Origin of the sequence: Methanolobus psychrotolerans (assembly GCF_002243045.1) — an archaeon.
GTDB classification, from domain to species: domain Archaea; phylum Halobacteriota; class Methanosarcinia; order Methanosarcinales; family Methanosarcinaceae; genus Methanolobus; species Methanolobus psychrotolerans.
On record NZ_MBKP01000009.1, the window covers coordinates 39559 to 60649 of the forward strand.

A 21091-nucleotide genomic window follows, 5' to 3' on the forward strand; every position below is an offset into this window, starting at 1 on the left:
CTGTTTGGTTATATCTCACTAACAATAAACTTATACTTTCCCGCTTTCGTCCGCTCTATATGATCCACAAGTTTGAACTCAACATCCCATTTTTGAGATTTGCTTTTCACAATCGAAAGCATAGATTCAAGTTGCTTTTCATCAAAGTCCTCGCTTAGTACAAGCTTAATAACAATTTTTTCTAATGATTTTTGTATAACTTGAAACTCTATAACTCCATTGATATTCCCAAATAGATAACTATTGAAAAATGCACCGTGAACATATTTACCTTCGGGGGTTTGGAGCATGTCCTGCTGTCTTCCTACAACTTCCTTCAATAACTTAGATTCCCGCCCACACCCACAACTATCCTCAATAATATGCCCCATATCTCCGGTCTGATATCTTATAAATAGCATTGCATAATTATTCAGACTTGTCGCGAGAATATCTCCTGTGCCTTCATCGATCTGAGATTCATTATCATCAACAATTTCCATGATGCTTCTTTCAATATCTATATGTAGGCCATTGTGTTCTGGACACTCGTAAGCACCCAGACCACCATCGTTTAGACCATAGGCATCGAAAACATCGCACTCAAAAGCATTGCCAATTGTTTCCCGCATATGAGGAAGAAGTTTTTCAGCTGTTGTGAATACATAATCAGGATTATGGATTTTTATATCATTCTCCTGCAACCATTTCGCATAGAAGTAGATGGAAGATACATATCCTCTGATCGACTTAGGCTGAAATGAGTTTAAAATATCATTATATTGCTTCATGTCATTCTCGCCCATATCAAATGAAGAGAGCTTTCTGATATTTCGAGTGACCTCGTGGATTTTCTTATCGAGAACCGATTTAGTCCCAACGCCAAGGGAAGAACCTGCAAGAAAAGCCATTTTATCTCCAAGTTCATAGCCTGCGTATCCCCACCCACGATAAAGTAGAGCAGCACTCAAAAACCTATCAGATTTCAGCAATCTGTATTTGAAAGGAGTACCTGTGGAACCACCGGTTGCCTGCTCATAATATTTCATGGAAGACAGAGTTGCAGGTTTAAAATCTTCCCAGTTTGATTTAATTATATCTTTAGTGAGTATAGGCAGTTTTTCTAAGTCTTCAATAGTTCGAATATCTTCAGGAGATAAGTTTAGCTCTTTGAAAAGCCTGTGATAATAGGGAACGTTCTCATAAGCAAAGCTGATCATATGCCTAAGCTGCTTTTCCTGCTGTACCTTCTGCTCATCGTATGGTTTCCATTGGTTTTTTACCACATTCTTATATGTTGAATGAAATTTAGGATATTGTGTCTGGTGAGCGAGTACGAATAGTGGTTTGTGCAGCATTTTCATCCCATTTTATTTTCATTGTAATAATTCTCAACGAACTTTACCATGAACTCTGTTACATCAATTTTTTCTTCAAGAAGTATATTTCTTTTAGCTTTCCATTCTTCTTTGAGGTATGGTTTTTGGAGAAATTCTATTGCCTTTGATAATGCAGCCTCTTCTTCTTTGAATGAAAATATCATACCATATTTGTCTTCAAGTTCTGTGAAATTACCCATTGTGCCAGAAAGAGAAGAGATAAATATTGCAGGTGTTCCCAGAACAGCAGCTTCAGAAGCTGTAGTGCCCCCTTCTCCGATATAGATGGTTGCATAATAAAGCAGATCAAGGAGTTTTTCTGAAGATACTTTTATCTTGTATTTTTCAAAGTCAGGACCAAGGTCTGCTTCAGAAGTTATGAGAACATGAGCATATTTTTCAAGCTCTTTTAAGACTTCCAATTTGTTCTTTATGCCATGATGTCCAACATCATGACTGGCACCCCATGAAACAAATCTTACAATGATGAATCTGTCGTTCTCTGTTAATCCTATATCCTGCAAAACATCTGGGTTTGGAGTAAAGTAATTGGGGTGCAAATATGCAAGCTCGTGATAACCTTCATAAGTGACTTGTTTTTTTCCAATGGATTTATTGAAGCACGAGGGAGTACAAATAACATCTGAAAACGGATATGTGATCTTCTGGGCAAAAATTGCATGCTCAGTATCATTAAAAATAATTGATTTTTTTCTCAACAGCCATGATACATGAGCAACAGGAGGATTTAAAATACCGGTCAGAACATCGGGTTTGAATTTTCGGGAGATCTGCAGGAGTTTGTAATCCCTGATTATCCATTCCTTGATCAGGTTTCCTTTTCCCTGCTTCATTGATGAAAGAACTGTGTGCTCGATGCCATAGGCTTTCAGGAGTTTTACAGTTACCTCTTTATCCCTGGCAGTGACAAGAACTTCATGGCCTCGGTTTTCAAGCTCTTTGATCGTGTTCTTGTAGAAATGGACGTGTGCAGGGTGACCGATATCAATCAAAACTTTCATTATGTTCACCTTACATATTTAAAGAAAGGGTCCGTATTTACTGCATCATGCTCCCTTTCGCACACATCGGCATAACCCTTGCACTCTTCTACATAGCCGCAAAGGCCTTTCCAAAAATTCGACCCCATATAAGCTACTGGTATGTGGTCATAGGGTCTATGCTGCCGGATATTATTGATAAGCTCATAGGGAGGGTGCTCTTTGAGGATATCTTTGCAAGCGGGAGGATCTTTGCGCATACTTTGCTCTTTGTTGTGGTGCTGAGCATGGCAGGCTACTATCTTTTGCGCAGGAGGAACGATGCAAAAGTGCTCATGCTGGCAGGCGGGAGTTTTGTGCATATTGTGCTGGACAGTATGTGGAAAAGCCCGCAGACTTTGTTCTGGCCTTTGATGGGGCTGGGCTTTGGCAGGGGGACTGAGTATGGGTCCTTCTGGACCTATCTTGCCGTGGTTTACAGGAACCTTGGGAGGATAGGGGACCCGGAGGTGCTTTCCATGTTCATGGGGGAGATAGTGGGGCTTGCTGTGATAATTGTTTTTGGGCTGGGTTATCTCAGGAGCAGGGTGATGGAGGGGAAGAGCAGGCGTTGAACTGCTGTGGGATCCTGCCAGTGCAATGTAGTTAGAAAAGGTCATTGTTCTATTACCATCCCTTTTTTGATTGAATATTCAGATACTATGAGGGTTACTCATCGCACAATTGCATTCCTGCATATCAAAGAGCATGGCAAACAGGGTGAACTGTATGCCTGTGATCAGGAAGACTGCATCAAGCAGGGGGAGGTTGGTGGAGACGGTCCAGCCAAGCAGCAGTTTTGCCGCAAGGATGTAGCCGCCAAGCAGCACACCCAATGGCACCAGTATCATGCCGAATATGTAGAACAGCACCAGAGGGTGGAAGCTCAGGACCATGTACTTTGTTTTGAGTCTCCAGAGGAACTTGCGGAAGAGCATTATTGAAACTCTGCCCATGTATTTGCTGTATTTTATGGAGGAGCGTTCCTGGCCGTAGCGGGCTGGCATGGTTATGTCAAGGGTGCGGAAGCCGAAGGTGTTGAGTTTGACAAGCATGTCGTTGCAGTAGCCGTAGTAAGTGTAAAGGTTGTGAAGGTCCATGTTAGAGAGGGCCTTTTTGGAGATGGCTGTGTAGCCGTTCTGGGGGTCCATGATGTGCCAGTAGCCGCTGGAGATCTTGGTGATCATAGTGAGCAGGCCGTTGCCGAATGCTCTCCATTTGCTCATGCCTACACGGAACTCCTCACTGAGCAGGCGGTTGCCTTTTGTGTAGTCAGCTTTGCCTTCGATGATAGGCATCAGGAGATTGGGGAGCTGCATGGGGTTCATCTGGTTGTCACCGCCCATGACGGCGATCAGGTCCATGTTCTCCTTCAGTGCATTCTGGTAACCGTGGAGGATAGCTGCACCGACTCCCTGGTTCACTGCGTGGGTGATAATGTGCAGACGGGGGTCATCTATGGACTCCAGCACCTCGGCTGTACTGTCTGTACTGCAGTCATTGATGACATATATGCGGTCCACGTATTCGGGGATGCCGTTCACGGTGACCTTGATGAGTTTCTCCTCGTTGTAGGCAGGAACAACGACTCCTATGCGATATTTCTGTAAAACATCAAGATCGTGATTCCATAAACGTGATGCAGGAAGCGTTTTTATATCATGGCCTGCAGTTTTTGCATCCATGATCAGGGAAAGTTCAACTGCAGTGCCATTCTCATAGAATTGAAGCGAATCAAAAGTACTTGATGAAAATGCAGTGAATCCCATGCCCAGATCTACAAGACCCTGGCTCACGCCAGTATCGCAAAGCAAGGAACCTTCAAGATTATCGTCCATGCCTAAAAGAGATAGAACCTCCTTATCTTTAAAAGAGGTATTTCCCGAAACAACATCCGCCTGAAGCCAGTATATAGGCTCAACAAGCTTTGGTATGTCTTCAGGATTATGATAGCCATTTGCGTAAAGAGTGACTATTATCCTCGGTTTAAGTTCCCTTGCAACCCTGAATCCTGATCTCAGGGCTTCAGCCCTTCCCATGTTAGTCTCATGCCTTACAAGCCTGACACCAAGGCTCTGAGCAATAAAAGCAGTTGCATCTTTGCTGCAATCATCAACTACAACGATCTCATCCACATAGTGTTTTGCTTTTTTTATCACATCGTGTATGTGAACTTCCTCATTGAATGCAGGAATTACAGCTACAATTGTCATACTGGTACCACCCATTTTTTTTTGTTGCGCGCATCGTCACAGACCGTAAATCAGATTCAGGCGCAGGCATATATTGTATATATGCGTTACATCTATCCTGTGCACAGTATGAAGATTACTTATCACATATAAAAGTTTCCTTATTAGTACGCAATTTGTTTTATAATTAAAGTTAAATATAACAATGTACAGATATTTTAGTTTGTTCGCTGGATTGCGAATAAATTTGCACGCAGGATCGCAAGTATATTACTATGGATAAAGAAATTGATCATGAACCAAAAAACAGGGGACACTACATCCATATACAAAAGAAAGAGGTGGTTCGGTTATTTTCTGTAATTCTCTCTATTATTTGTTACTATCCGGGGACCTCTCCCGTGTGGTTACACGGGTGAGATAGGGAAACAATGGGGGTGGGAGTAACTGGAGGAGACCCTGCAGAGAAGATACGGTATTTGCCACAATACGTGCCACCGCCGCTGCTGGTGCAGGTAAGGGCTGAAGAGCTGGCATGTTCACACTTGTCATAGTATTTACACTTCATGATATTCCCTCTATATATTTACATTATTATTACTCAAATATATAGTTTTGGAATTATAATTGTGCAACGTGTAGCAGATCGGCGTTGGTGGTATAGAATGAACATCTGCGTTCATCTGCGTTTATCAGCGGCTCACTATTAAAACTAAAACCACAGATGAACACAGATAAACACAGATGAGAATAAACGATATCTGCGTTCATCTGCGTTTATCTGCGGTCCACTATTAACTAAAACCACAGATGAACACGGATAAACACAGATGATAATAACCAATATCTGCGTTTATCTGCGGTTCACTATTAACTAAAACCACAGATGAACACGGATAAACACAGATGATAAAAGCCAATATCTGCGTTTATCTGCGTTTATCAGCGGCTCGCTATCAAAACTAAAACCACAGATGAACACGGATAAACACAGATGATAATAACCAATATCTGCGTTCATCTGCGTTTATCTGCGGCTCACTATTAACTAAAACCGCAGATGAACACGGATAAACACAGATGATAATAACCAATATCTGCGTTCATCTGCGTTTATCTGCGGTCCACTATTAACTAAAACCACAGATGAACACAGATAAACACAGATGAGAATAAACGATATCTGCGTTCATCTGCGTTTATCTGCGGTTCACTATTAACTAAAACCGCAGATGAACACGGATAAACACAGATGATAATAACCAATATCTGCGTGCATCTGTGTTTATCAGCGGTTCGCTATTGACAAAAACCACAGATGAACACGAATACAAAACAACCACCCGCCGCAGGCGGCACCTTCCATCATCACTGAATAAAGTCAAACTTTATTGTCATAACAATAATTGTATACACAATAATACTTAACACTTACCAGAACAGATCCACAACATCCACCATAGTAACTCAGACCCACAACCAACCCACAGCAGGATGCACCTTCCATCGTCAACAAACAACATACTCCGCGACAAAAACAACGATCAGCGCAAATACAAAGATCAGCGCGGATACAAAAACAAGAGCCACAACCACCCGATCCCGGACAACCATCACTTGATCTCAATTTCCATTTGCTTTAAAAGATCAAAGCCCTTACCCGTAGTCCTGTACTTCTGGAGTCTGCTCCTTGGTTTTTCGGGTATCGTATAATCCAGCAGATCATATCTTATCAGCTCTGCTATGGCCTTCTTAACACTTCCCGAAACTTCTGAATGCCCCAGCATCTGCGCAATCTCTCTTTTCGACTTTGGATCAGTGGTGCATTCGGATAATATCTTCACTTGTGTATCTGTTATTTTGACTTGGGCCTCGACTTGGGCCTCGACTTGGGCCTCGACTTGGGCCTCGGAGTGGCTTCTTAAAACAGTAAGAAAGTAACTTCTCTCGTCATCCGTCTTAAATACAGGTCCAGGCGATCCGTTGTTCAGCAGTGCCTTCCTTATCTTCCGAAAACCAGTGTTCCTGCCTTCTGTCAGATGCAATTCCTTGAGGAAATCACCTATTATCCGGTTCCTGTATCTTCTTGAAGAGATATTTTCATCCATCAGATTATCCTTATTCAGAGGAGGCAATGGCCCCGGATAGCTCAGTATCTCGATCCTGGCAGGATAGATCCTCACTTCCACAGGCTCATATATCTCATAGCTTTTGTGATAGACTGCATTGACAAGAGCTTCTTCGAAAGCCTCATAGGGATAATTAAAAAAGCGTATAGCTTCTGCCTGGTCAGGAACTTTCCGTACAGTCTCTGCTATGATATTGTTCTTTATATATGCAAGAACAGAAACTATCTGCTGTCTCAAAGGACCTGTGAATATTCTTTCTGTGAAACTGTCCCCTACCTCATCCTGAAACTCAACGACATCTATCTGTGCCCCCTTAAAGAATCTGTGAGGCTCATCATTAAAGAACAAAAGACCTGCATTCTTTGGTCTGATATACTCATCAGGTCCTCCAACGATATTCATCCTTCTGCAAAGATCAGCAAACGGTATTGAATCAGCCACGGACAAAAGATCACTTCCCACCACCTTAAGATGGGCTTTGGTGAGGGTGAAGTTCAGGTCGTTAATACTTGCATTGTGATTTATCCTGTCATCAAAGGGTATCGACGCAGTCATAGACAGCAGTTCCCTTTCATCATCCCCCTGAGCCTTTACGGTCTTTGAAAATCTCCGGATATAATATGCATACTCCTTTCTCTTACCAAGGGAAACAGGAGCTTTATATGGGCGGTTCTGTCCTCCTGGCACCCAGATGATCAAAATTTGTTCATTATGCAAATATATAGGTTCAACAACCGGAAAATAGGCTGGATATAGCAGATTGCACAGCTCATGCAATTCCTTCTGTATCCGGTCTACTTGTTCACTTTTAAGTCCGAAAGGAGGCAACAGGGGTCGTCCATTCTTTTCCTCGATCCCCAGAATGATGTAACCGCCGCCCCAATTGTTAAAATCATTGGCAAAAGCACAGATACTGTGTAAAACAGATTCCGGATTCCATCCCTTTTTAAATTCAATGCGCTCCCATTCAACAGTACGGCCATTAATAAGTTCTTTGATATTTACAGGAAGTGGCATTACATGCGTTCTCCTTTTGTCTCTCTTTCTTCCCTTCAGATCCATCATAGCTAGATATTTTTTCAGGAAAGACGTCTTTCAGTATTGACAACGTTAATCTTCCTTTACTAGTAAGCCATTCTTACATTTGTCCTTATCGTCTAACAGAGATACAAAAAAGTATCATTCAGAATAAAAGTTATTATCTTCAGTTTAAGGACAAACAGGACAGGAATGCACGGATACAACACACAAACAACCACATGCCACAGGCGGCACCTTCCGCCACCGCACAAAACACCCCGCGACCAACCCAAAGATCAGCGCAAATACAAGAACAACAGCCATAAGCACTCAATTCCCGTATTTTTCACAAATACTTACCGCATCTTCAATTCGTGGGTCTTGATCAGAATTCTGCGCATGGAGACCACCCAATTCATAGATAGAGGAAATATGAAGAATTCTGATGAAAATATATATCTGTTAGTAGCTTCCTGTGGCCGCTGCTGGGGGTGAGAGTTTGAGAGGAAGGCATCATACGGGTCCTTCTGGCAGTTTTTGGCCGGGGTCTACGGCAGGCTCGGGGACATTGGTGATCCAGCCATACTATCGCTGGTCATGACCGAGATCTTCGGGCTGGTCGTAATGGCGGTGTTCGGGCTGGCCTGGCTTAGAGGCAGGATAAAAAGGATCAAAGGGATGGAAGGGATGAAAAGCAGGCAGTGAAACTGCACAGCTTAGCCGTCTGCCTGGTCAGGCGAGGATCTCTTCTGCACGGGCGCCGGGCTGGGGGCGAAAGGAAACATGACCACATTCACAGGCTCCTGCAGAAAAGACACGATACTTGCCGCAATAGGTACCTCCGCCGCTGCTGGTGCAGGTAAGGGCTGAAGAGCTGGCATGTTCACACTTGTCATAGTATTTACACTTCATGATATTCCCCCTATATATTTACATTATTAGTACTCAAATATATATTTTTGGAATTATAATTGTGCAACGTGTAGCAGATCGGCGTTGGTGGTATAGAATGAACATCTGCGTGCATCTGCGTTTATCAGCGGTTCGCTATTGACAAAAACCACAGATGAACACGGATACAAAACAACCACCCGCCGCAGGATGCACCTTCCATCATCACTGAATAAATTCATACTTTATTGCCATAACAATAATTGTGTACACAATAATGTTTAAAAATACCGGAACAGATCCACAACCTGCACCGTGCCATCATCAAGATCTTTAACACAACCCAGAAATAATCACAGAACTAAAACAACCACCCGCCGCAGGATGCACCTTCCATTGTCAACAAGCAACATACACCCGCGACCAACCCAAAGATCAGCGCGGATACAAGACCAACAGCCACAAACACCTGATCCCCGACAACCATCACTTGATCTCAATTTCCATTTGCTTTAAAAGATCAAAGAAATTCACAGGCAAATCACCAATTATAAGAACTCATAATGTATTAATGATATTACATAATAACTTATAACTCAGTATATACCATAAAAAAAGGAAGAAATGAAAATGACAACAAAAGAAGCGACAACAATACCAACCACAAAGGTGGTGCGGGACAGACTGAAAAGCTATGGCCTAAAAGGAGATACCTATAGTGATATTCTTGAGCGCTTGATGGACACGGTGGACAAGGAGGAATTCATGGACCGCATGTACAGACGCCTGGAAGAAAAAGATCAGTTTGTCTCACTGGATGAGATCTGAAAGAGACTTAAATGAGCTACAAAGTAAGTATGCATCCACATGTCAGGAAGTTTTTGAATTCGCTTGATCCTGAAACAAAAACACGGCTTGTAGAAGGCCTTCGAAAAATGGAGAACAACCCATTAGATAACGATGTCAAAAAACTGAAAGGTACAAAAGGCCGGCAAGACCTTTACAGGCTACGCATCGGAGATCACAGAGCTATTTTTGCGATCGAGACCGATAATGTATACGTACTCGAGATAATTAAGCGTGAACGTGGCTACAAATGGCTGTGAACTACCAACCTATGAATAGGGTGGCTTCCTGCTTCATTATCGAGTCCAACGACTCAATTCCACAGGCTTGAACTGTAGTTCCTACAGCACGATTGAGAATATTAATAGCGGCATTATGGTCACGGTCAAGAACTAATCCACAGTGAGGACAGTTGTGTGTTCTTACCGCTAATGATTTTTCTACCTTTTGACCACAGTTGCTACATAGTTGAGATGTGTTATATGGATTTACTAATTCTACAAACTTACCAGCTTCTTCCGCTTTGTATTTTGTGATTTGAATTAGATTACCATCCCGCCGCAGGCGGCAAGGTCCACCGGCGCTGCAAAAAAAAGGAACAGATGTGACCCTGTAGTGAGCCTCCCGGAAATGAAGTATTATTTCAAATGATCCAGGAAATCTTCCAGTGAGACGTTTGCCTGTTTAAGAATACTATTCAGTGTGCCTCTTTTGAGTGCTGCTCGGAAGTAACTGGTAGTTCAGGCACTTACAACATCAACCTTTGCAATCTCACCAAGAATTCGAGCCTGCTCTGCTGTAACTTCAAGCACAAGCCCAATGGCCTCTTTGATGTTCTCCAAAGTTTCCTCTTTAGTATCGCCTTCACTTATCGCTGCCGGAAGCTCCAGACAGCGTGCAGTGTATCCACCTTCCTCTGCAACCTCAAGAACTATTGTGTACTGCATAATTACTCATCAGTACTTCTGGTATATTAAATTGTTACCAATTTCATTAAAAAGTTTGTCATTTTTCACTCATCCATGCTAATTAGTCTATAATAAGTGTATGTTCAACAAACATGCAGATACAAAACAACCATACGCCGCAGGCGGCACAGTCCCTCACGACCAACCCAAAGATCAGCGCGGATACAAAAACAACAGCCACAAGCACCCGATTCCCGACAACCATCACTTGATCTCAATTTCCCTTTGCTTTAAAAGACCAAATCCCTTACCCGTAGTCCTGTACTTCCAAAAGCTGCTCCCCGACATGACCCTCATGGAGGATACGTGAAACGATCAGGGTCTGCATCGAGCCATATGAAGGAATGGATACTTTCATATCCTTTTTAAAAGCATTAGTAAAGACACCTTCGTATCTCATTCAAATCCAAGTTCGGCCTTAAGTTCTTCAAGAGTACAAACATTGCCCTCTTTAATGTCCTTTTTTGCCTCCTCGATGCGTTGGATAGTCTTTTTATCCAATGGCACAAGGTCAACTCCAACGGCTTTAGAACAAGACCTTTTTGTTTTTAAACAGTTATGAGTATTCAGGGTCATCAATTTCATTATTCCCATATTTACTTAAATAGTTGATGCAAAGTATTTCAGTATTATTTCACTATCAAAGAGGATAATACAAAACAACCATCCCGCCGCATGCGGCACAGTCCGTCACCAAAGATATAAAAAGAAAATCCGCAGAATAGTCTTTACCTTCACTCAAGCAACCATTTCCATACAGGCCTCACGCTTATTTTCCTGCCATCCATTTCAAGCGCGTCCTGTGTATCTTCTGTTAGTATGAGGCCTTCTTTCAGCCCGTACTTTTCCATAGCTTCCAGAAGTCCTGATATCTCTCTTTTTTCATTTGATCTTTCCATTCTCTGAGTTACCTGTATTGCTTTTATGATATGCCCCTTCTCCATCAGTATGAAATCACACTCATTCTTATCCACATGGTAATAGATATCATGCCCCCTGTTTTTCAGTTCAAGGAATACAATATTCTCAAGTATCTTGCCTGTATCCTTTGAGAATTTGAAGGCAAGAACGTTCATCAGTCCTGTATCTATAATATAGACCTTCTTCTTTGAATATATCTGCTTTTTAAGAGAGTAATCAAAAGCATTGATCGTGAAGATCAGATAAGAGTTCTCCAGGTGATCTATATAGTTTTTCACAGTGGTCTGGCTGCCGATGCCCAGGACGTTCTTTAACCTGTTGTAACTTACCTCAGTTCCGGGGTTAGTTATCAGATAGTATGCAAGAGATCTTATCGCAGTCTCGTCCTTAACCCCATATCTTACGATTATATCCCTGTACAGGATATTATCATAGAGGTTCCTGATTATGTCTTTATTTCCGTATTTATAGTACTCCGGAATACCACCATTTTCAAGATACTGACTGAATTCTTTTTTTATCCTTGCCCTTTCCTCTGTAAGGTAAAACTCCTTTTCGGTTTCAATGCCCTTTGAGCCTATCAGTTCTTTAAAAGAGAAGGGATAGAGTTCGAGTTTGACATGTCTTCCGGTAAGCTTTGATCCCAGCTCCCTGCTCATCAAAGAAGAATTTGAGCCGGTGATGTAGAATTTGAAACCCCGGTCATACATCCGCCTTACGAATGCTTCCCAGTCGGGTATGTTCTGTATCTCATCAAAGAAAAAGACCTTGCTCTGTTTTGATGTTTCCAGGAATGATTCATACAGGGCATTGAAATCACCTACTTTGAAGTCAAGCAACCTTTCATCTTCAAAATTCATGTAATAGATGTTCTCTTCCGGATAGTATCTTTTTTTTATCTGTTTTAAAAGGGTGCTTTTACCCGCACGCCTGAGACCTGTAATAACAACTATATGAGGAATTTGGGAGTAACTGTCTATTTCTTCAAGCTTCTGGCGTCTTATTGTCGGCACCTCCATTTCAAACTCCTGCTTTTGCTCTTCTATGAGCTCCTTTATCTGGTTCGTGTCCATGAATTACATTCTGCAATGAATGCTTATATACATTTCCATTTAAAATGGAGATTATTACTAATAAATTGCCATTAGTAATAGATATTATAGCAATAATATCTCCATTTAAAATAGAGATATTATACTCCAAAGCACATTATACGAAAAGCATATACGCATATCGACCAAAACCATCCCGAAGCATGCGGCACAGTCCACCGGCACTGCAACAAAACAAATCAACAGACACACCAAAGAAACAGAGTTATCAACATAATGCAAAAACATGATTAACCTGTTCTTATATCATGGATTAAGCTTCATTCATCCCTTCTCTTTAAAACCTCAATTCCCTCCCCGGTTGTCCTGTACTTCCGGAGCCTGCTCCTTGGTTTTACAGGTTCCTGCCTTTTGTCAGATACACTTCCCTGAGGAGATCCCCTATTATCCGGTTCCTGTATCTTCTTGAATCTGCGTGCATCTGCGTGCATCTGCGTGACCTGCTAAACGGATGTTTAGCAGGCACTCAACTCTGTAAGAGGTGAGTGTATCTGCGGTTCGCTATTGACTAAAACCAGGTATCTTCGTGATGATATACCCACATCTATCAGATTATCCTTATTAAGAGGAGGAAGTGCCCCTGGACAGCTCAGCATCTCGGTCCTGGCAGGACATACCCTGGCCATGGGAGGTTCACACCACAGGTTCAATAGTCAACGTATTCATCATCCTGAAAAAACTTTTCATATTCACTGCGCAGCTCTTTGACCCTTGAATCATATCGTGCAGCTTCTTCGGTCTTTCCTTCTCTGGAGAGAACATCTGCATATCCGCTAAAAGCTTTTATCTGCATGTCAAGGAACAAGTAACGCTGCTGCGGGTATTTTGCGATGATCTCTTCCAGCGTATCGATCGACTTTTCAAAAGCCGGTCTTGACAACTCAGACCTGTCAACAGCGCAGTAGGCCGCCCCAAGCCATGCATACACCGTTGCGGTATTGCTCAGAAGAACCATATCATCAGCATTATCCCTTGCTGCAATCTCCAGGAGTACTAAGGAGCTCTGGTAATTACTGATTGCCTCTTCCGGGTAGCCGGTACTGTAATTAATGAACCCTATCTGCCGCAGGGTCCTGGCAAGACATTCCACCATTTCCAAGTCGCTCATATCCATTTTGCAGATATTTTCGTAATAAGTGCGGCAAAGTTCCAGATAGGACCTTGAGACCTCATAATTTTCATCACGCATATAAAGGCTGCCTTCCAGCAGAATATCCCTGGCCAGCTTGTCCCGGGTATACAGGATACAGGGCTCATCAAAAAGAGCATGCGAGTACGTATCCAGCGCTTTTGAATGGAACTTTGAGGACATAGCTGCATCCCCTGCCAGATCATAGATGACAGCCAGAGCACTGTACTGGTTTCCGAGTTCCTTAAAAAACACCCCCATATCCGGCGAGTTTTTAACCATTTCCTCCAGAATGACAATTGCCTGGTGCAGGGGGGAAATCGCAGCCTCGTATTGCTCCCGGCCGCTATAGAAATTTGCCAGGTCTTTCAGGGTTCTTGCATAGGCCAGCGATGCCCATTCTTTTCCGGAAACCTCAGCTTCTATCCGCTTAAATATATCCAGGGCTTTCCCATAATACCCCTCTGCAAGCTCCCCGCCACTATCTGAATAAAGGTTTCCCAAAGAATCGAGGATACGTGCAATATCTATCTCGTAGCCGATCTCCCGGGGGTACTCCAAGAGCAGTCCCTCATAAACAGCCAGCTCCTTTTCATAGTATTCTTTTGCTTTTTCCGTGTCTTCTTCAAATCCATAGAGCTTTGCTATCTGGCCAAAGGTCTCTGCAATACACAATTCATTATCTGTTACATCGATACCTGCTTTTATCATGCAATTATAGACCCTGACTTCATCCAGATAGCATCTGACCGCTTCTTCAAATGGTTCGTTTTCCTCAAAGAATACGGCAATACCCTCAAGCAGTTCAATATAATCATCAAATAAAAATTCATACTCCTGCGGCAGCTCAAGAAGATCTTCAAAAGTTTCCAGTGCCTTCTCATAATAGGATCTTGCGCTATCATAATCTCCTGATCCTGAATAAAGCAGTCCCATCTTCCCGAAAATTCTGCTGCGGGAAAGCATGTAGAAAATATCTTGATCTTCCCTCCCAAGACGGTTTTCAAGCACGGAAAGCGATTTCAGGTAATACTGATACGCTTTTTCCGTATCACTTATCTTAACGTAGAAAGAAGCCATAAGATCATATGTATTCGCCAACAAACCAAGCAAACTGACATCATCCGGCCTGCTTTTAAGAAGGTCTTCGGAAATACCCTGCAGTTTCTCATATACCTGTTGTGCCTCTCCCATACAATCGCAATCCATGCAGTAGTCTGCAAACTGCTCTGTCATCTCATATAGACTGTCAGGAATATCCGGATTATCAGGGTCCAGTTTCATTATCTTCCCATAGGTATTCATGATATCCAGTACCAGCGGCAACTGGCTTTCACCCCGCAGAGCCGCCATGTGGCAGAATACGATACCTGAACTTATCCTTAGATAATTGTTTAAATATTCAATATCATCCGGTTTATAGCTAAGGAGTCCTGCATATTCCTCGCATATCTTTGCAAATGTTGCTTTCTCATTATCACAGATGCCCTCTGCAAGTGCATTCTCATTGATATGTCCCAGAATGCGGGCCACAGAGAGCATAGAATCCGAAAGAGCTTCATGTAAGTGATATTTAGCACTGTCTTTAAAGAATAGCTCTGATGAAAGTTCAAAAGCACCTTCGTAAATATCCAGCGCTTCATTCAGCCTGCCGGTTTCCTCACACACCTTTCCTTTCAGCAGCAGGCATATATGGGAAAGTTGAGGTGCATCTTCGCTTTCCAGTTGCTTTTCGGCCTTTTCCAGGATATCAAGGGCTTTTTGGTAGTTTCCCTTTCCGATATGGGCAGAAACAGACCTCATCGAGCGATAGATAGAATCTATGACCTGTTTTGACATGGAAATAGATAGGGTTAAAGATAGTTATATATTTTTATATTTCGGCATCCTGTGTGTCAATGTTGATCTCATTTCCATGTGTTGATCGGATATTGTATGAGTATTTGTATACAGTTTCAACATCTTTGAAAGACAGATCTACATGAAAATCAGAAAAAAACGTTTAAATAATAATACTGCTACAGCTTCACCGCTTCTACGGTATATTATAGTTTAGATAAGATAATACAAATATCTTCTAAAAACTAGCAGATTAGCAGTGAAAACTTTTAAATTTAAGCTGAAAATATTCATGTGATCTTAGGAGAGATCATGCCAAAACAATTTAGTTCCCAATAGGATCGCACAGAACCACATCTCTCAAAATTTAATAGACATTCTTTTTTATATTATCACGGTAATTGTATACATTACAGCACATACGTGTGCCATGTATAATGTGCAGCCACAGTAAATCTCACATTTTAGAATACCCAGGTCCTTTTTGATGAAAGGTGTCGTATGAATACTGAAATGTTAATACCCCTTGTAAACAATGCGGCTTTACTTCTAGCTATCGGTGTCCTTTACGATGTTTTTTTCTTTAATATTGATATCAGCACACGCTTGAAAAGTATAGCTTCAGGGATGATCATTGGGCTGATAGGCATTGCTTTGATGCTAAATCCATGGGAACTTTCCCCTGGATTATTCTATGACACGCGTTCGATTCTACTTAGCATCGTTGCTCTATTCTTTGGATCTATTCCTGCAGTCATTGGAGCACTTATGGTCGTTTCTCATCGCCTCTATCAGGGTGGCGTTGGAGCTGTGGTCGGTATATCTGTAACAATATGTTCTGTGGTATTGGGACTACTATGGAGACGATTTCATGAAAGACTTCAAAAACTCTTTGGCATATTTGATCTATACATTTTTGGTATTCTTGTCCATATTTTCATGCTTATTTGCATGTTGCTGCTTCCGTGGCCATATGCTTTTGAAGTTCTAAGATCTATAAGTGTTCCAGTAATGTTGATATATCCCATTGGGACGGTGTTACTGGGAAGCCTTCTGAAAAATCAGTTGTCCCGCAAAAAAATCCAGGATGCTTTGAAAGAGAATGAAGAAAAGCTTCAAAATTTCATTGATAATGTCCCTGTAGGGATGTTCCGTATAAGTTCCGAAAGGAAAGTGATCCAAACCAATCCGGAAATGGCCCTTATTTTGGGTCTGAATACTCCTGATCAAGTCAGCAGTTACATCGAGAATATAGGGGAACAGTTCTATATTGATCCCAGGCGCAGTGAAGAACTGATTAACCAAATCAAAAAGAAGGGATATGTTCATCATTTTGAATTTGAGGCTTTGCGTTCAGATGGCAAGCACAGATGGCTATTAATGAACTTGAGAAAAAACAGTGGATTGAATGGTGGATCATTTACTGTTGATGGTTTTGTCCATGATATCACCGAGCAAAAAATTGCAGAAGAAAAGCTGAAACAAACTGAAAGGAAGTACAGGCAGGCATACAATCTTTTGCAGGGAGTACTTGAAAGCCCAAAAGATATAGGTATATTCGCTCTTGACAGGGAAAACCGATATCTTGCCTTCAACAAAAATCATCAGGCAACTATAGAGCATATATGGGGGGTCAGGATCGAACTTGGCGTTAGCATGCTCGGTTACATCAAAGATCCTGTATATAGGGAGAAAGCAAAAGTTAATTTTGACAGGGTACTCGCTGGTGAAGCATTCACCAGTATTGAAGAATATGGCGATCTATCACTCAACAGGTGCTGGTATTCCAATACTTATAGCCCTCTTAAAGACGACGAGGGATATGTAACAGGTCTTACTCTTATCTCAATGGACATCACCGAGCGCAAACAGGCAGAGAAGGATCTGTTGATGGCTAAACTGGAAGCTGAATATGCTAACAAAGCAAAGTCGCAATTCCTTGCAAACATGAGCCACGAATTAAGAACTCCACTTAATGCAATAATTGGTTTTTCAGAGATGTTGAGTAATGCTATGTTTGGTGAACTGACAGAGAAGCAGCTTAGATATGCTAATAATATCAGCAAAAGTGGTAAGCATCTTCTGGAGCTTATAAACAATATTCTTGACCTGTCAAAGATAGAAGCCAGAAAAATGGATCTTAAATGCGAGGAATTTTCTGTTACTGAAGTATTTGACGAGATCTTTACACAGATGGCTCAAATAGCATCAAGGAAAAACATCAGTATTAACATTGAAAATAAAATCCCGACAGATGAAATATTCGCAGACAGACAGAAATTCATTCAGATCATGTACAATCTTCTCAGTAATGCCATAAAATTCACATCCGATAATGGTAAAGTCTTTGTTGTCGCAAAAAAGACGGACAACGGGATTTGTGTATCTGTCTCAGATACTGGGATTGGAATCCCTGAACATAGGCTGAAAGATATATTCACTCCCTTCACACAGATCGATGGATCGAACAAAAGGAAGCATGGTGGAACTGGATTGGGACTTTCTCTTGTCAAGCAGTTTGTTGAAATGCACAAAGGGAATATCCGGGTTAAGAGCGAAGAAGGAAAGGGAAGTACTTTTACGTTCACAATTGCAGATCGGGTCAATGCTAGCAGATGAGAAGCTTGCAGAGAAGGTTTTGGGAATCTTGAAAAGGTATCTCAGAAATCCGTACATTTCAGTTCTTCCTGGCCAAGGATATTGAGAAGAGAATTATGTTAAAAGGTTGCATTTGATCATTCAGTGATATTAACGACTTTACTGATATGTGCATGTAATTTAATCAGAGGTGATTTGATGGAAAAAATATACAAATATTATCCGGAAGATTTTGGAGAATTAACTGTAAAAGTATTACACATGGACCTTCTTTTCGATATGTTTGCTGATCATACAAAGGTAACATCCCATCTGAAAGTGCAAACTCTTGATAATCCCATCAATGAAATTGAGCTGAATTGCAAGAACCTTGAGGTCCTATCAGTTAGTTGCAGAGAATATCATATTGATCATGAATACAGGAAAAAAGATGATGTCCTGTTGATCAAATTCGGCCAGACAGTACCTGAGAACACCGGGATCTTGATAAACACCCAGACCATCTGCAGACCTACTAAAAATATACTGGAAGGTCTCTATTATGATGAAACTCCGGCAGGCGCTCCGCCACAACAGATTACCCAATGTCAGCAATGGGGATTCCAGAGGATCGTACCTTGTATAGATGATATGGTAGCCAAATGCACTTACACTACAACCATCATCGCCGATGAGAGATATACCAATCTCATAACCAATGGCGACATTATAGAGGCAAGGCATTCGGTTGGGAACGGAAGGGACATGATCATCTATGACAACTCAATTACCCCTATGGCAACTTATCTCTTTTTCCTGGGTGTAGGCACCTATGACACATTCAAGAGAGAATTCGAATATCCGGATGGGCACACCTTTTACCTGGAATTGCTGGTGCCTCCTGGCTCTGTTCCTCTTATAGCCCGGAGAGCTCTTGATGTCCTCTACGATTCTATTATGTGGATCCATCTTTTCACAGGTCCTGAGCAATACGATCAGCTTGAAAAACGCAGAGAGATCATGAATATGATCAAAGAAAGGGACCTTCTTAAAAAAGATGATGAAGGTGCTGGTGAGAAAATCGAAAAGATCAGGGAAGAACTAAAGAAGAAAGTAGGATCGATCCAGACAGGATACAAGTATACTGGTACTGTTTACAGAGAGGTCGGTATGCAGAATTCCAATTTTGGTGGTATGGAAAATGTAGGGAATACAACCATCAGCACCAATCGCATAATGCCATTCTCCCACATGACAGACAGTGCTTTTGAGTATATGATGAGGGTAAAGGTCCATGAATTCTACCACAACCTGAACGGTTCAGAGGTAACAGGGAAAAGTCCTTTTGAAATATGGCTTAACGAGGCAGTTACCGTTCATATAGAGAGAATGTATCACGCATACCATTTTGGCGAAACATATAGTCGTCTTCAGGAAGTCCTTGATTTTCTGGCTCCTGGCTTTGGAACCTTTGCCATTGACATGGGAGCAGCTTCCATGCCTATCATTCCGGAAGGATTCAACGATCCGGATGATCTTATCAGTGCAGTTACATATGTAAAATCTCCGGAATTTGTACGTATGATAGAAACCCTGATGGGAAAAGAAACATTTGTCAAGGCGCTGAATGTCTATCATTCCAGATATAAACACTCAAACGCCTCCAGCTGGGACTGGATCGAAGTAATGGAAGAAGTTTCGGGACAGGAATTTAAAGACATGGCAAGGACCTGGCTGAAACAGACACAGTTCCCGCTAGTCCATGTAAAAGCATCCTATAATGAAAAAGAAAGAATTTTCACATTATTCTTAGAACAGAAAGTTCCAGATGGTAAAACATTCCGGGAATTCCCTGTATGTGCAGCTCTTGTAGACAAGGAAGGGAATGATCTTGCCGATGTTATGGAGCGTATGAAGGGTAAGGAGAAAAAGATAGTTATCACTGATGTGGACAAACCTGCTTTTTTATCCCTTAACCGGGGGTATACTTTTTTTGGGAAAGTAGTTTACGACGTGGGCATTGATGAGCTGATCTTGCAGGCCAAAAAGGACCGGGATCCGATAAACAGGTTCATTGCATTCTACAAGATAGTGGATATGGAAAAAATGAAACTGATCGAGGACTCCAATCATGTCCCCTCAAAATATTTCACAGACCTCTATCATGAGCTCATCCTGGATAATGACCTGATGAAGGAAGCAGGGGCTCAGTTCCTGACGATCTTTGAATCCGTGGAGGATGAGGAACTTGCACAGAGGTATCAGTTGTTATATGAGGTCAGGCAAAGACTTCTTAAAGCGATAGCAAGCAGACATGGTGATTCCCTAATATCGCTCTACCAGATATACAATGGAACGGATAATAAAAGTACTGATCATCTGACCGAACAGGTAAATGCGATCAAGGATCGCCAGGTAAAGAATACATGTCTTTCTATCCTTTCAATCCTTGATACTCCCATAGTACATGATATGATAAGGCAACAGTTTGAGATGGCCCAAAACGCAACGGATAAATTAAGCGCTTTCAGTTATTATCTAAATAGTTCCGCACCTGACAGGATTGCACTTCTGGAAGCTTTCCAGAAAGAAGCAGAAAAACACCCAGTAAGCTGGGAAGCTTTCCTGAGGGTCATAGGAAGCAATAGTAGTGATGATGTGTTTGACCTGGTAAGGCAGGTTGAACAATGCAATGCTTTTAGGCTAGAGCAGGCAAATGACCAGAGAGCTCTTTATGGAAGTTTTGCATTGAACCGAAAGAAATCTCTGCAAACCGAAAAGGGACGAAAATTGCTTGAGGATATAGTTTTCAGGCTGGCAGAGGTCAATGAGTACAATACCGTGAACATACTCAACGTCCTTGCCAACATTGATAAAATGGAAGATGAATATCACATACCTCTGGTGGGAATGATGGTTGTTTTCCTGATCAGACTTGATCCGGATCATACACCAAGCGTGTACAACAGGATCAGGAAGATACTGCTTAATTCTCCAAAAGCCGTGAAAAGATATGAATCGGTCAATGGGAATGTTAATCTGGGTTAAAACCTGAAAACCACTTCAGGT

Annotated in this window: 22 protein-coding genes; 7 read left to right on the forward strand and 15 right to left on the reverse strand. The window is 41.8% G+C overall.

Annotated features, from left to right (window positions below; genetic code table 11):
- Positions 1-8: 8 nt before the first annotated feature.
- Both BB781_RS04905 and BB781_RS04910 read right to left on the reverse strand, forming a co-directional pair.
- A complete protein-coding gene (locus BB781_RS04905) occupies positions 9-1265 on the reverse strand; it encodes a phenylacetate--CoA ligase family protein (RefSeq protein ID WP_242492530.1) in 1257 nt (418 codons plus the stop codon).
- A gap of 74 nt (positions 1266-1339) precedes the next feature.
- Entirely contained in the window at positions 1340-2380 is a 1041-nt protein-coding gene (locus tag BB781_RS04910) for a DUF354 domain-containing protein (protein WP_094227389.1), read from the reverse strand.
- Positions 2381-2427: 47 nt separating this feature from the next.
- Here BB781_RS04910 and BB781_RS04915 point away from each other — a divergent pair, with 47 nt between their 5' ends.
- Positions 2428-2973: a metal-dependent hydrolase gene (locus BB781_RS04915; protein ID WP_094227390.1), complete on the forward strand. Its 546-nt coding sequence runs from the start codon at positions 2428-2430 to the stop codon at positions 2971-2973.
- Positions 2974-3051: 78 nt separating this feature from the next.
- Here the strand turns inward: BB781_RS04915 and BB781_RS04920 are convergent, their stop codons facing one another.
- The gene (locus tag BB781_RS04920; RefSeq protein WP_094227391.1) at positions 3052-4611 is read right to left on the reverse strand and encodes a glycosyltransferase family 2 protein; all 1560 of its coding nucleotides are present in this window, start codon (positions 4609-4611) and stop codon (positions 3052-3054) included.
- 410 nt (positions 4612-5021) lie between these two features.
- On the opposite strand from BB781_RS04920, the gene BB781_RS16325 reads away from it, so the two are divergent.
- The gene (locus BB781_RS16325; RefSeq protein WP_277985483.1) at positions 5022-5144 is read left to right on the forward strand and encodes a hypothetical protein; all 123 of its coding nucleotides are present in this window, start codon (positions 5022-5024) and stop codon (positions 5142-5144) included.
- A 1059-nt stretch (positions 5145-6203) separates the two neighbouring features.
- Here the strand turns inward: BB781_RS16325 and BB781_RS04925 are convergent.
- On the reverse strand, positions 6204-7784 hold the full coding sequence (locus BB781_RS04925; protein WP_242492531.1) for an RNA-binding domain-containing protein: 1581 nt from the start codon (positions 7782-7784) through the stop codon (positions 6204-6206).
- A gap of 492 nt (positions 7785-8276) precedes the next feature.
- Here BB781_RS04925 and BB781_RS15595 point away from each other — a divergent pair, with 492 nt between their 5' ends.
- Complete coding sequence (locus BB781_RS15595) at positions 8277-8444, forward strand: hypothetical protein (protein WP_164997780.1); 168 nt, start codon at positions 8277-8279, stop codon at positions 8442-8444.
- 27 nt (positions 8445-8471) lie between these two features.
- Here BB781_RS15595 and BB781_RS04930 read toward each other — a convergent pair whose 3' ends face one another.
- Both BB781_RS04930 and BB781_RS16330 read right to left on the reverse strand, forming a co-directional pair.
- Positions 8472-8651, reverse strand: a complete 180-nt coding sequence (locus BB781_RS04930; protein WP_129582631.1) for a hypothetical protein — start codon at positions 8649-8651, stop codon at positions 8472-8474.
- Between the two features lie 340 nt (positions 8652-8991).
- Positions 8992-9117: a hypothetical protein gene (locus tag BB781_RS16330; RefSeq protein WP_277985484.1), complete on the reverse strand. Its 126-nt coding sequence runs from the start codon at positions 9115-9117 to the stop codon at positions 8992-8994.
- A gap of 143 nt (positions 9118-9260) precedes the next feature.
- Here BB781_RS16330 and BB781_RS04935 point away from each other — a divergent pair, with 143 nt between their 5' ends.
- Together BB781_RS04935 and BB781_RS04940 are read left to right on the forward strand one after the other, a co-directional pair.
- Positions 9261-9458 (forward strand): hypothetical protein, encoded by a 198-nt coding sequence (locus BB781_RS04935; protein WP_094227393.1) that lies wholly within the window; start codon positions 9261-9263, stop codon positions 9456-9458.
- An 11-nt stretch (positions 9459-9469) separates the two neighbouring features.
- The gene (locus BB781_RS04940) at positions 9470-9736 is read left to right on the forward strand and encodes a type II toxin-antitoxin system RelE family toxin (protein WP_094227394.1); all 267 of its coding nucleotides are present in this window, start codon (positions 9470-9472) and stop codon (positions 9734-9736) included.
- A gap of 1 nt (position 9737) precedes the next feature.
- Here BB781_RS04940 and BB781_RS04945 read toward each other — a convergent pair whose 3' ends face one another.
- The 9 genes from BB781_RS04945 to BB781_RS04965 form a co-directional block, all read right to left on the reverse strand.
- Positions 9738-10118 carry an RNA-guided endonuclease InsQ/TnpB family protein gene (locus tag BB781_RS04945; protein ID WP_340637511.1) on the reverse strand — a complete coding sequence of 127 codons (381 nt, stop codon included), beginning with the start codon at positions 10116-10118 and terminating at the stop codon, positions 9738-9740.
- Between the two features lie 98 nt (positions 10119-10216).
- Positions 10217-10423, reverse strand: coding sequence for a type II toxin-antitoxin system HicB family antitoxin (locus BB781_RS04950; protein ID WP_094227395.1), 207 nt, complete (start codon positions 10421-10423; stop codon positions 10217-10219).
- Between the two features lie 82 nt (positions 10424-10505).
- On the reverse strand, positions 10506-10649 hold the full coding sequence (locus tag BB781_RS15600; protein ID WP_164997781.1) for a hypothetical protein: 144 nt from the start codon (positions 10647-10649) through the stop codon (positions 10506-10508).
- Between the two features lie 42 nt (positions 10650-10691).
- A complete protein-coding gene (locus BB781_RS15605) occupies positions 10692-10844 on the reverse strand; it encodes a hypothetical protein (RefSeq protein WP_164997782.1) in 153 nt (50 codons plus the stop codon).
- Positions 10841-11038, reverse strand: coding sequence for a hypothetical protein (locus BB781_RS04955; RefSeq protein WP_242492532.1), 198 nt, complete (start codon positions 11036-11038; stop codon positions 10841-10843). Before BB781_RS04955 ends, BB781_RS15605 begins: the two co-directional genes overlap by 4 nt.
- 140 nt (positions 11039-11178) lie before the next feature.
- Complete coding sequence (locus BB781_RS04960) at positions 11179-12438, reverse strand: ATP-binding protein (protein WP_094227396.1); 1260 nt, start codon at positions 12436-12438, stop codon at positions 11179-11181.
- A 299-nt stretch (positions 12439-12737) separates the two neighbouring features.
- Complete coding sequence (locus BB781_RS15610) at positions 12738-12908, reverse strand: hypothetical protein (protein ID WP_164997783.1); 171 nt, start codon at positions 12906-12908, stop codon at positions 12738-12740.
- Between the two features lie 24 nt (positions 12909-12932).
- Positions 12933-13103: a hypothetical protein gene (locus BB781_RS15615; RefSeq protein WP_164997784.1), complete on the reverse strand. Its 171-nt coding sequence runs from the start codon at positions 13101-13103 to the stop codon at positions 12933-12935.
- A gap of 20 nt (positions 13104-13123) precedes the next feature.
- Positions 13124-15445: a tetratricopeptide repeat protein gene (locus BB781_RS04965; RefSeq protein ID WP_094227397.1), complete on the reverse strand. Its 2322-nt coding sequence runs from the start codon at positions 15443-15445 to the stop codon at positions 13124-13126.
- 501 nt (positions 15446-15946) lie between these two features.
- Between BB781_RS04965 and BB781_RS04970 the strand changes: the two genes are divergently transcribed.
- Positions 15947-18064 carry an ATP-binding protein gene (locus BB781_RS04970; RefSeq protein ID WP_094227398.1) on the forward strand — a complete coding sequence of 706 codons (2118 nt, stop codon included), beginning with the start codon at positions 15947-15949 and terminating at the stop codon, positions 18062-18064.
- A 177-nt stretch (positions 18065-18241) separates the two neighbouring features.
- A complete protein-coding gene (locus BB781_RS04975; RefSeq protein ID WP_094227399.1) occupies positions 18242-21070 on the forward strand; it encodes a M1 family metallopeptidase in 2829 nt (942 codons plus the stop codon).
- The last annotated feature ends 21 nt before the right edge of the window (positions 21071-21091 follow it).

What these genes read in the sequence shown, in the direction of transcription:
- BB781_RS04965 (WP_094227397.1), bottom strand. Translation starts at nt 15,445, where the DNA reads ATGTCAAAACAGGTCATAGATTCTATCTATCGCTCGATGAGGTCTGTT.
- BB781_RS04940 (WP_094227394.1), top strand. Translation starts at nt 9,470, where the DNA reads ATGAGCTACAAAGTAAGTATGCATCCACATGTCAGGAAGTTTTTGAAT.
- BB781_RS04910 (WP_094227389.1), bottom strand. Translation starts at nt 2,380, where the DNA reads ATGAAAGTTTTGATTGATATCGGTCACCCTGCACACGTCCATTTCTAC.
- BB781_RS04925 (WP_242492531.1), bottom strand. Translation starts at nt 7,784, where the DNA reads ATGATGGATCTGAAGGGAAGAAAGAGAGACAAAAGGAGAACGCATGTA.
- BB781_RS04975 (WP_094227399.1), top strand. Translation starts at nt 18,242, where the DNA reads ATGGAAAAAATATACAAATATTATCCGGAAGATTTTGGAGAATTAACT.
- BB781_RS15610 (WP_164997783.1), bottom strand. Translation starts at nt 12,908, where the DNA reads ATGCACGCAGATGCACGCAGATTCAAGAAGATACAGGAACCGGATAAT.
- BB781_RS15600 (WP_164997781.1), bottom strand. Translation starts at nt 10,649, where the DNA reads ATGGTTGTCGGGAATCGGGTGCTTGTGGCTGTTGTTTTTGTATCCGCG.
- BB781_RS04955 (WP_242492532.1), bottom strand. Translation starts at nt 11,038, where the DNA reads ATGGGAATAATGAAATTGATGACCCTGAATACTCATAACTGTTTAAAA.
- BB781_RS15615 (WP_164997784.1), bottom strand. Translation starts at nt 13,103, where the DNA reads ATGGCCAGGGTATGTCCTGCCAGGACCGAGATGCTGAGCTGTCCAGGG.
- BB781_RS04950 (WP_094227395.1), bottom strand. Translation starts at nt 10,423, where the DNA reads ATGCAGTACACAATAGTTCTTGAGGTTGCAGAGGAAGGTGGATACACT.
- BB781_RS04935 (WP_094227393.1), top strand. Translation starts at nt 9,261, where the DNA reads ATGACAACAAAAGAAGCGACAACAATACCAACCACAAAGGTGGTGCGG.
- BB781_RS04930 (WP_129582631.1), bottom strand. Translation starts at nt 8,651, where the DNA reads ATGAAGTGTAAATACTATGACAAGTGTGAACATGCCAGCTCTTCAGCC.
- BB781_RS15605 (WP_164997782.1), bottom strand. Translation starts at nt 10,844, where the DNA reads ATGAGATACGAAGGTGTCTTTACTAATGCTTTTAAAAAGGATATGAAA.
- BB781_RS04915 (WP_094227390.1), top strand. Translation starts at nt 2,428, where the DNA reads ATGCTCCCTTTCGCACACATCGGCATAACCCTTGCACTCTTCTACATA.
- BB781_RS16330 (WP_277985484.1), bottom strand. Translation starts at nt 9,117, where the DNA reads ATGGTTGTCGGGGATCAGGTGTTTGTGGCTGTTGGTCTTGTATCCGCG.
- BB781_RS04920 (WP_094227391.1), bottom strand. Translation starts at nt 4,611, where the DNA reads ATGACAATTGTAGCTGTAATTCCTGCATTCAATGAGGAAGTTCACATA.
- BB781_RS16325 (WP_277985483.1), top strand. Translation starts at nt 5,022, where the DNA reads ATGGGGGTGGGAGTAACTGGAGGAGACCCTGCAGAGAAGATACGGTAT.
- BB781_RS04970 (WP_094227398.1), top strand. Translation starts at nt 15,947, where the DNA reads ATGAATACTGAAATGTTAATACCCCTTGTAAACAATGCGGCTTTACTT.
- BB781_RS04960 (WP_094227396.1), bottom strand. Translation starts at nt 12,438, where the DNA reads ATGGACACGAACCAGATAAAGGAGCTCATAGAAGAGCAAAAGCAGGAG.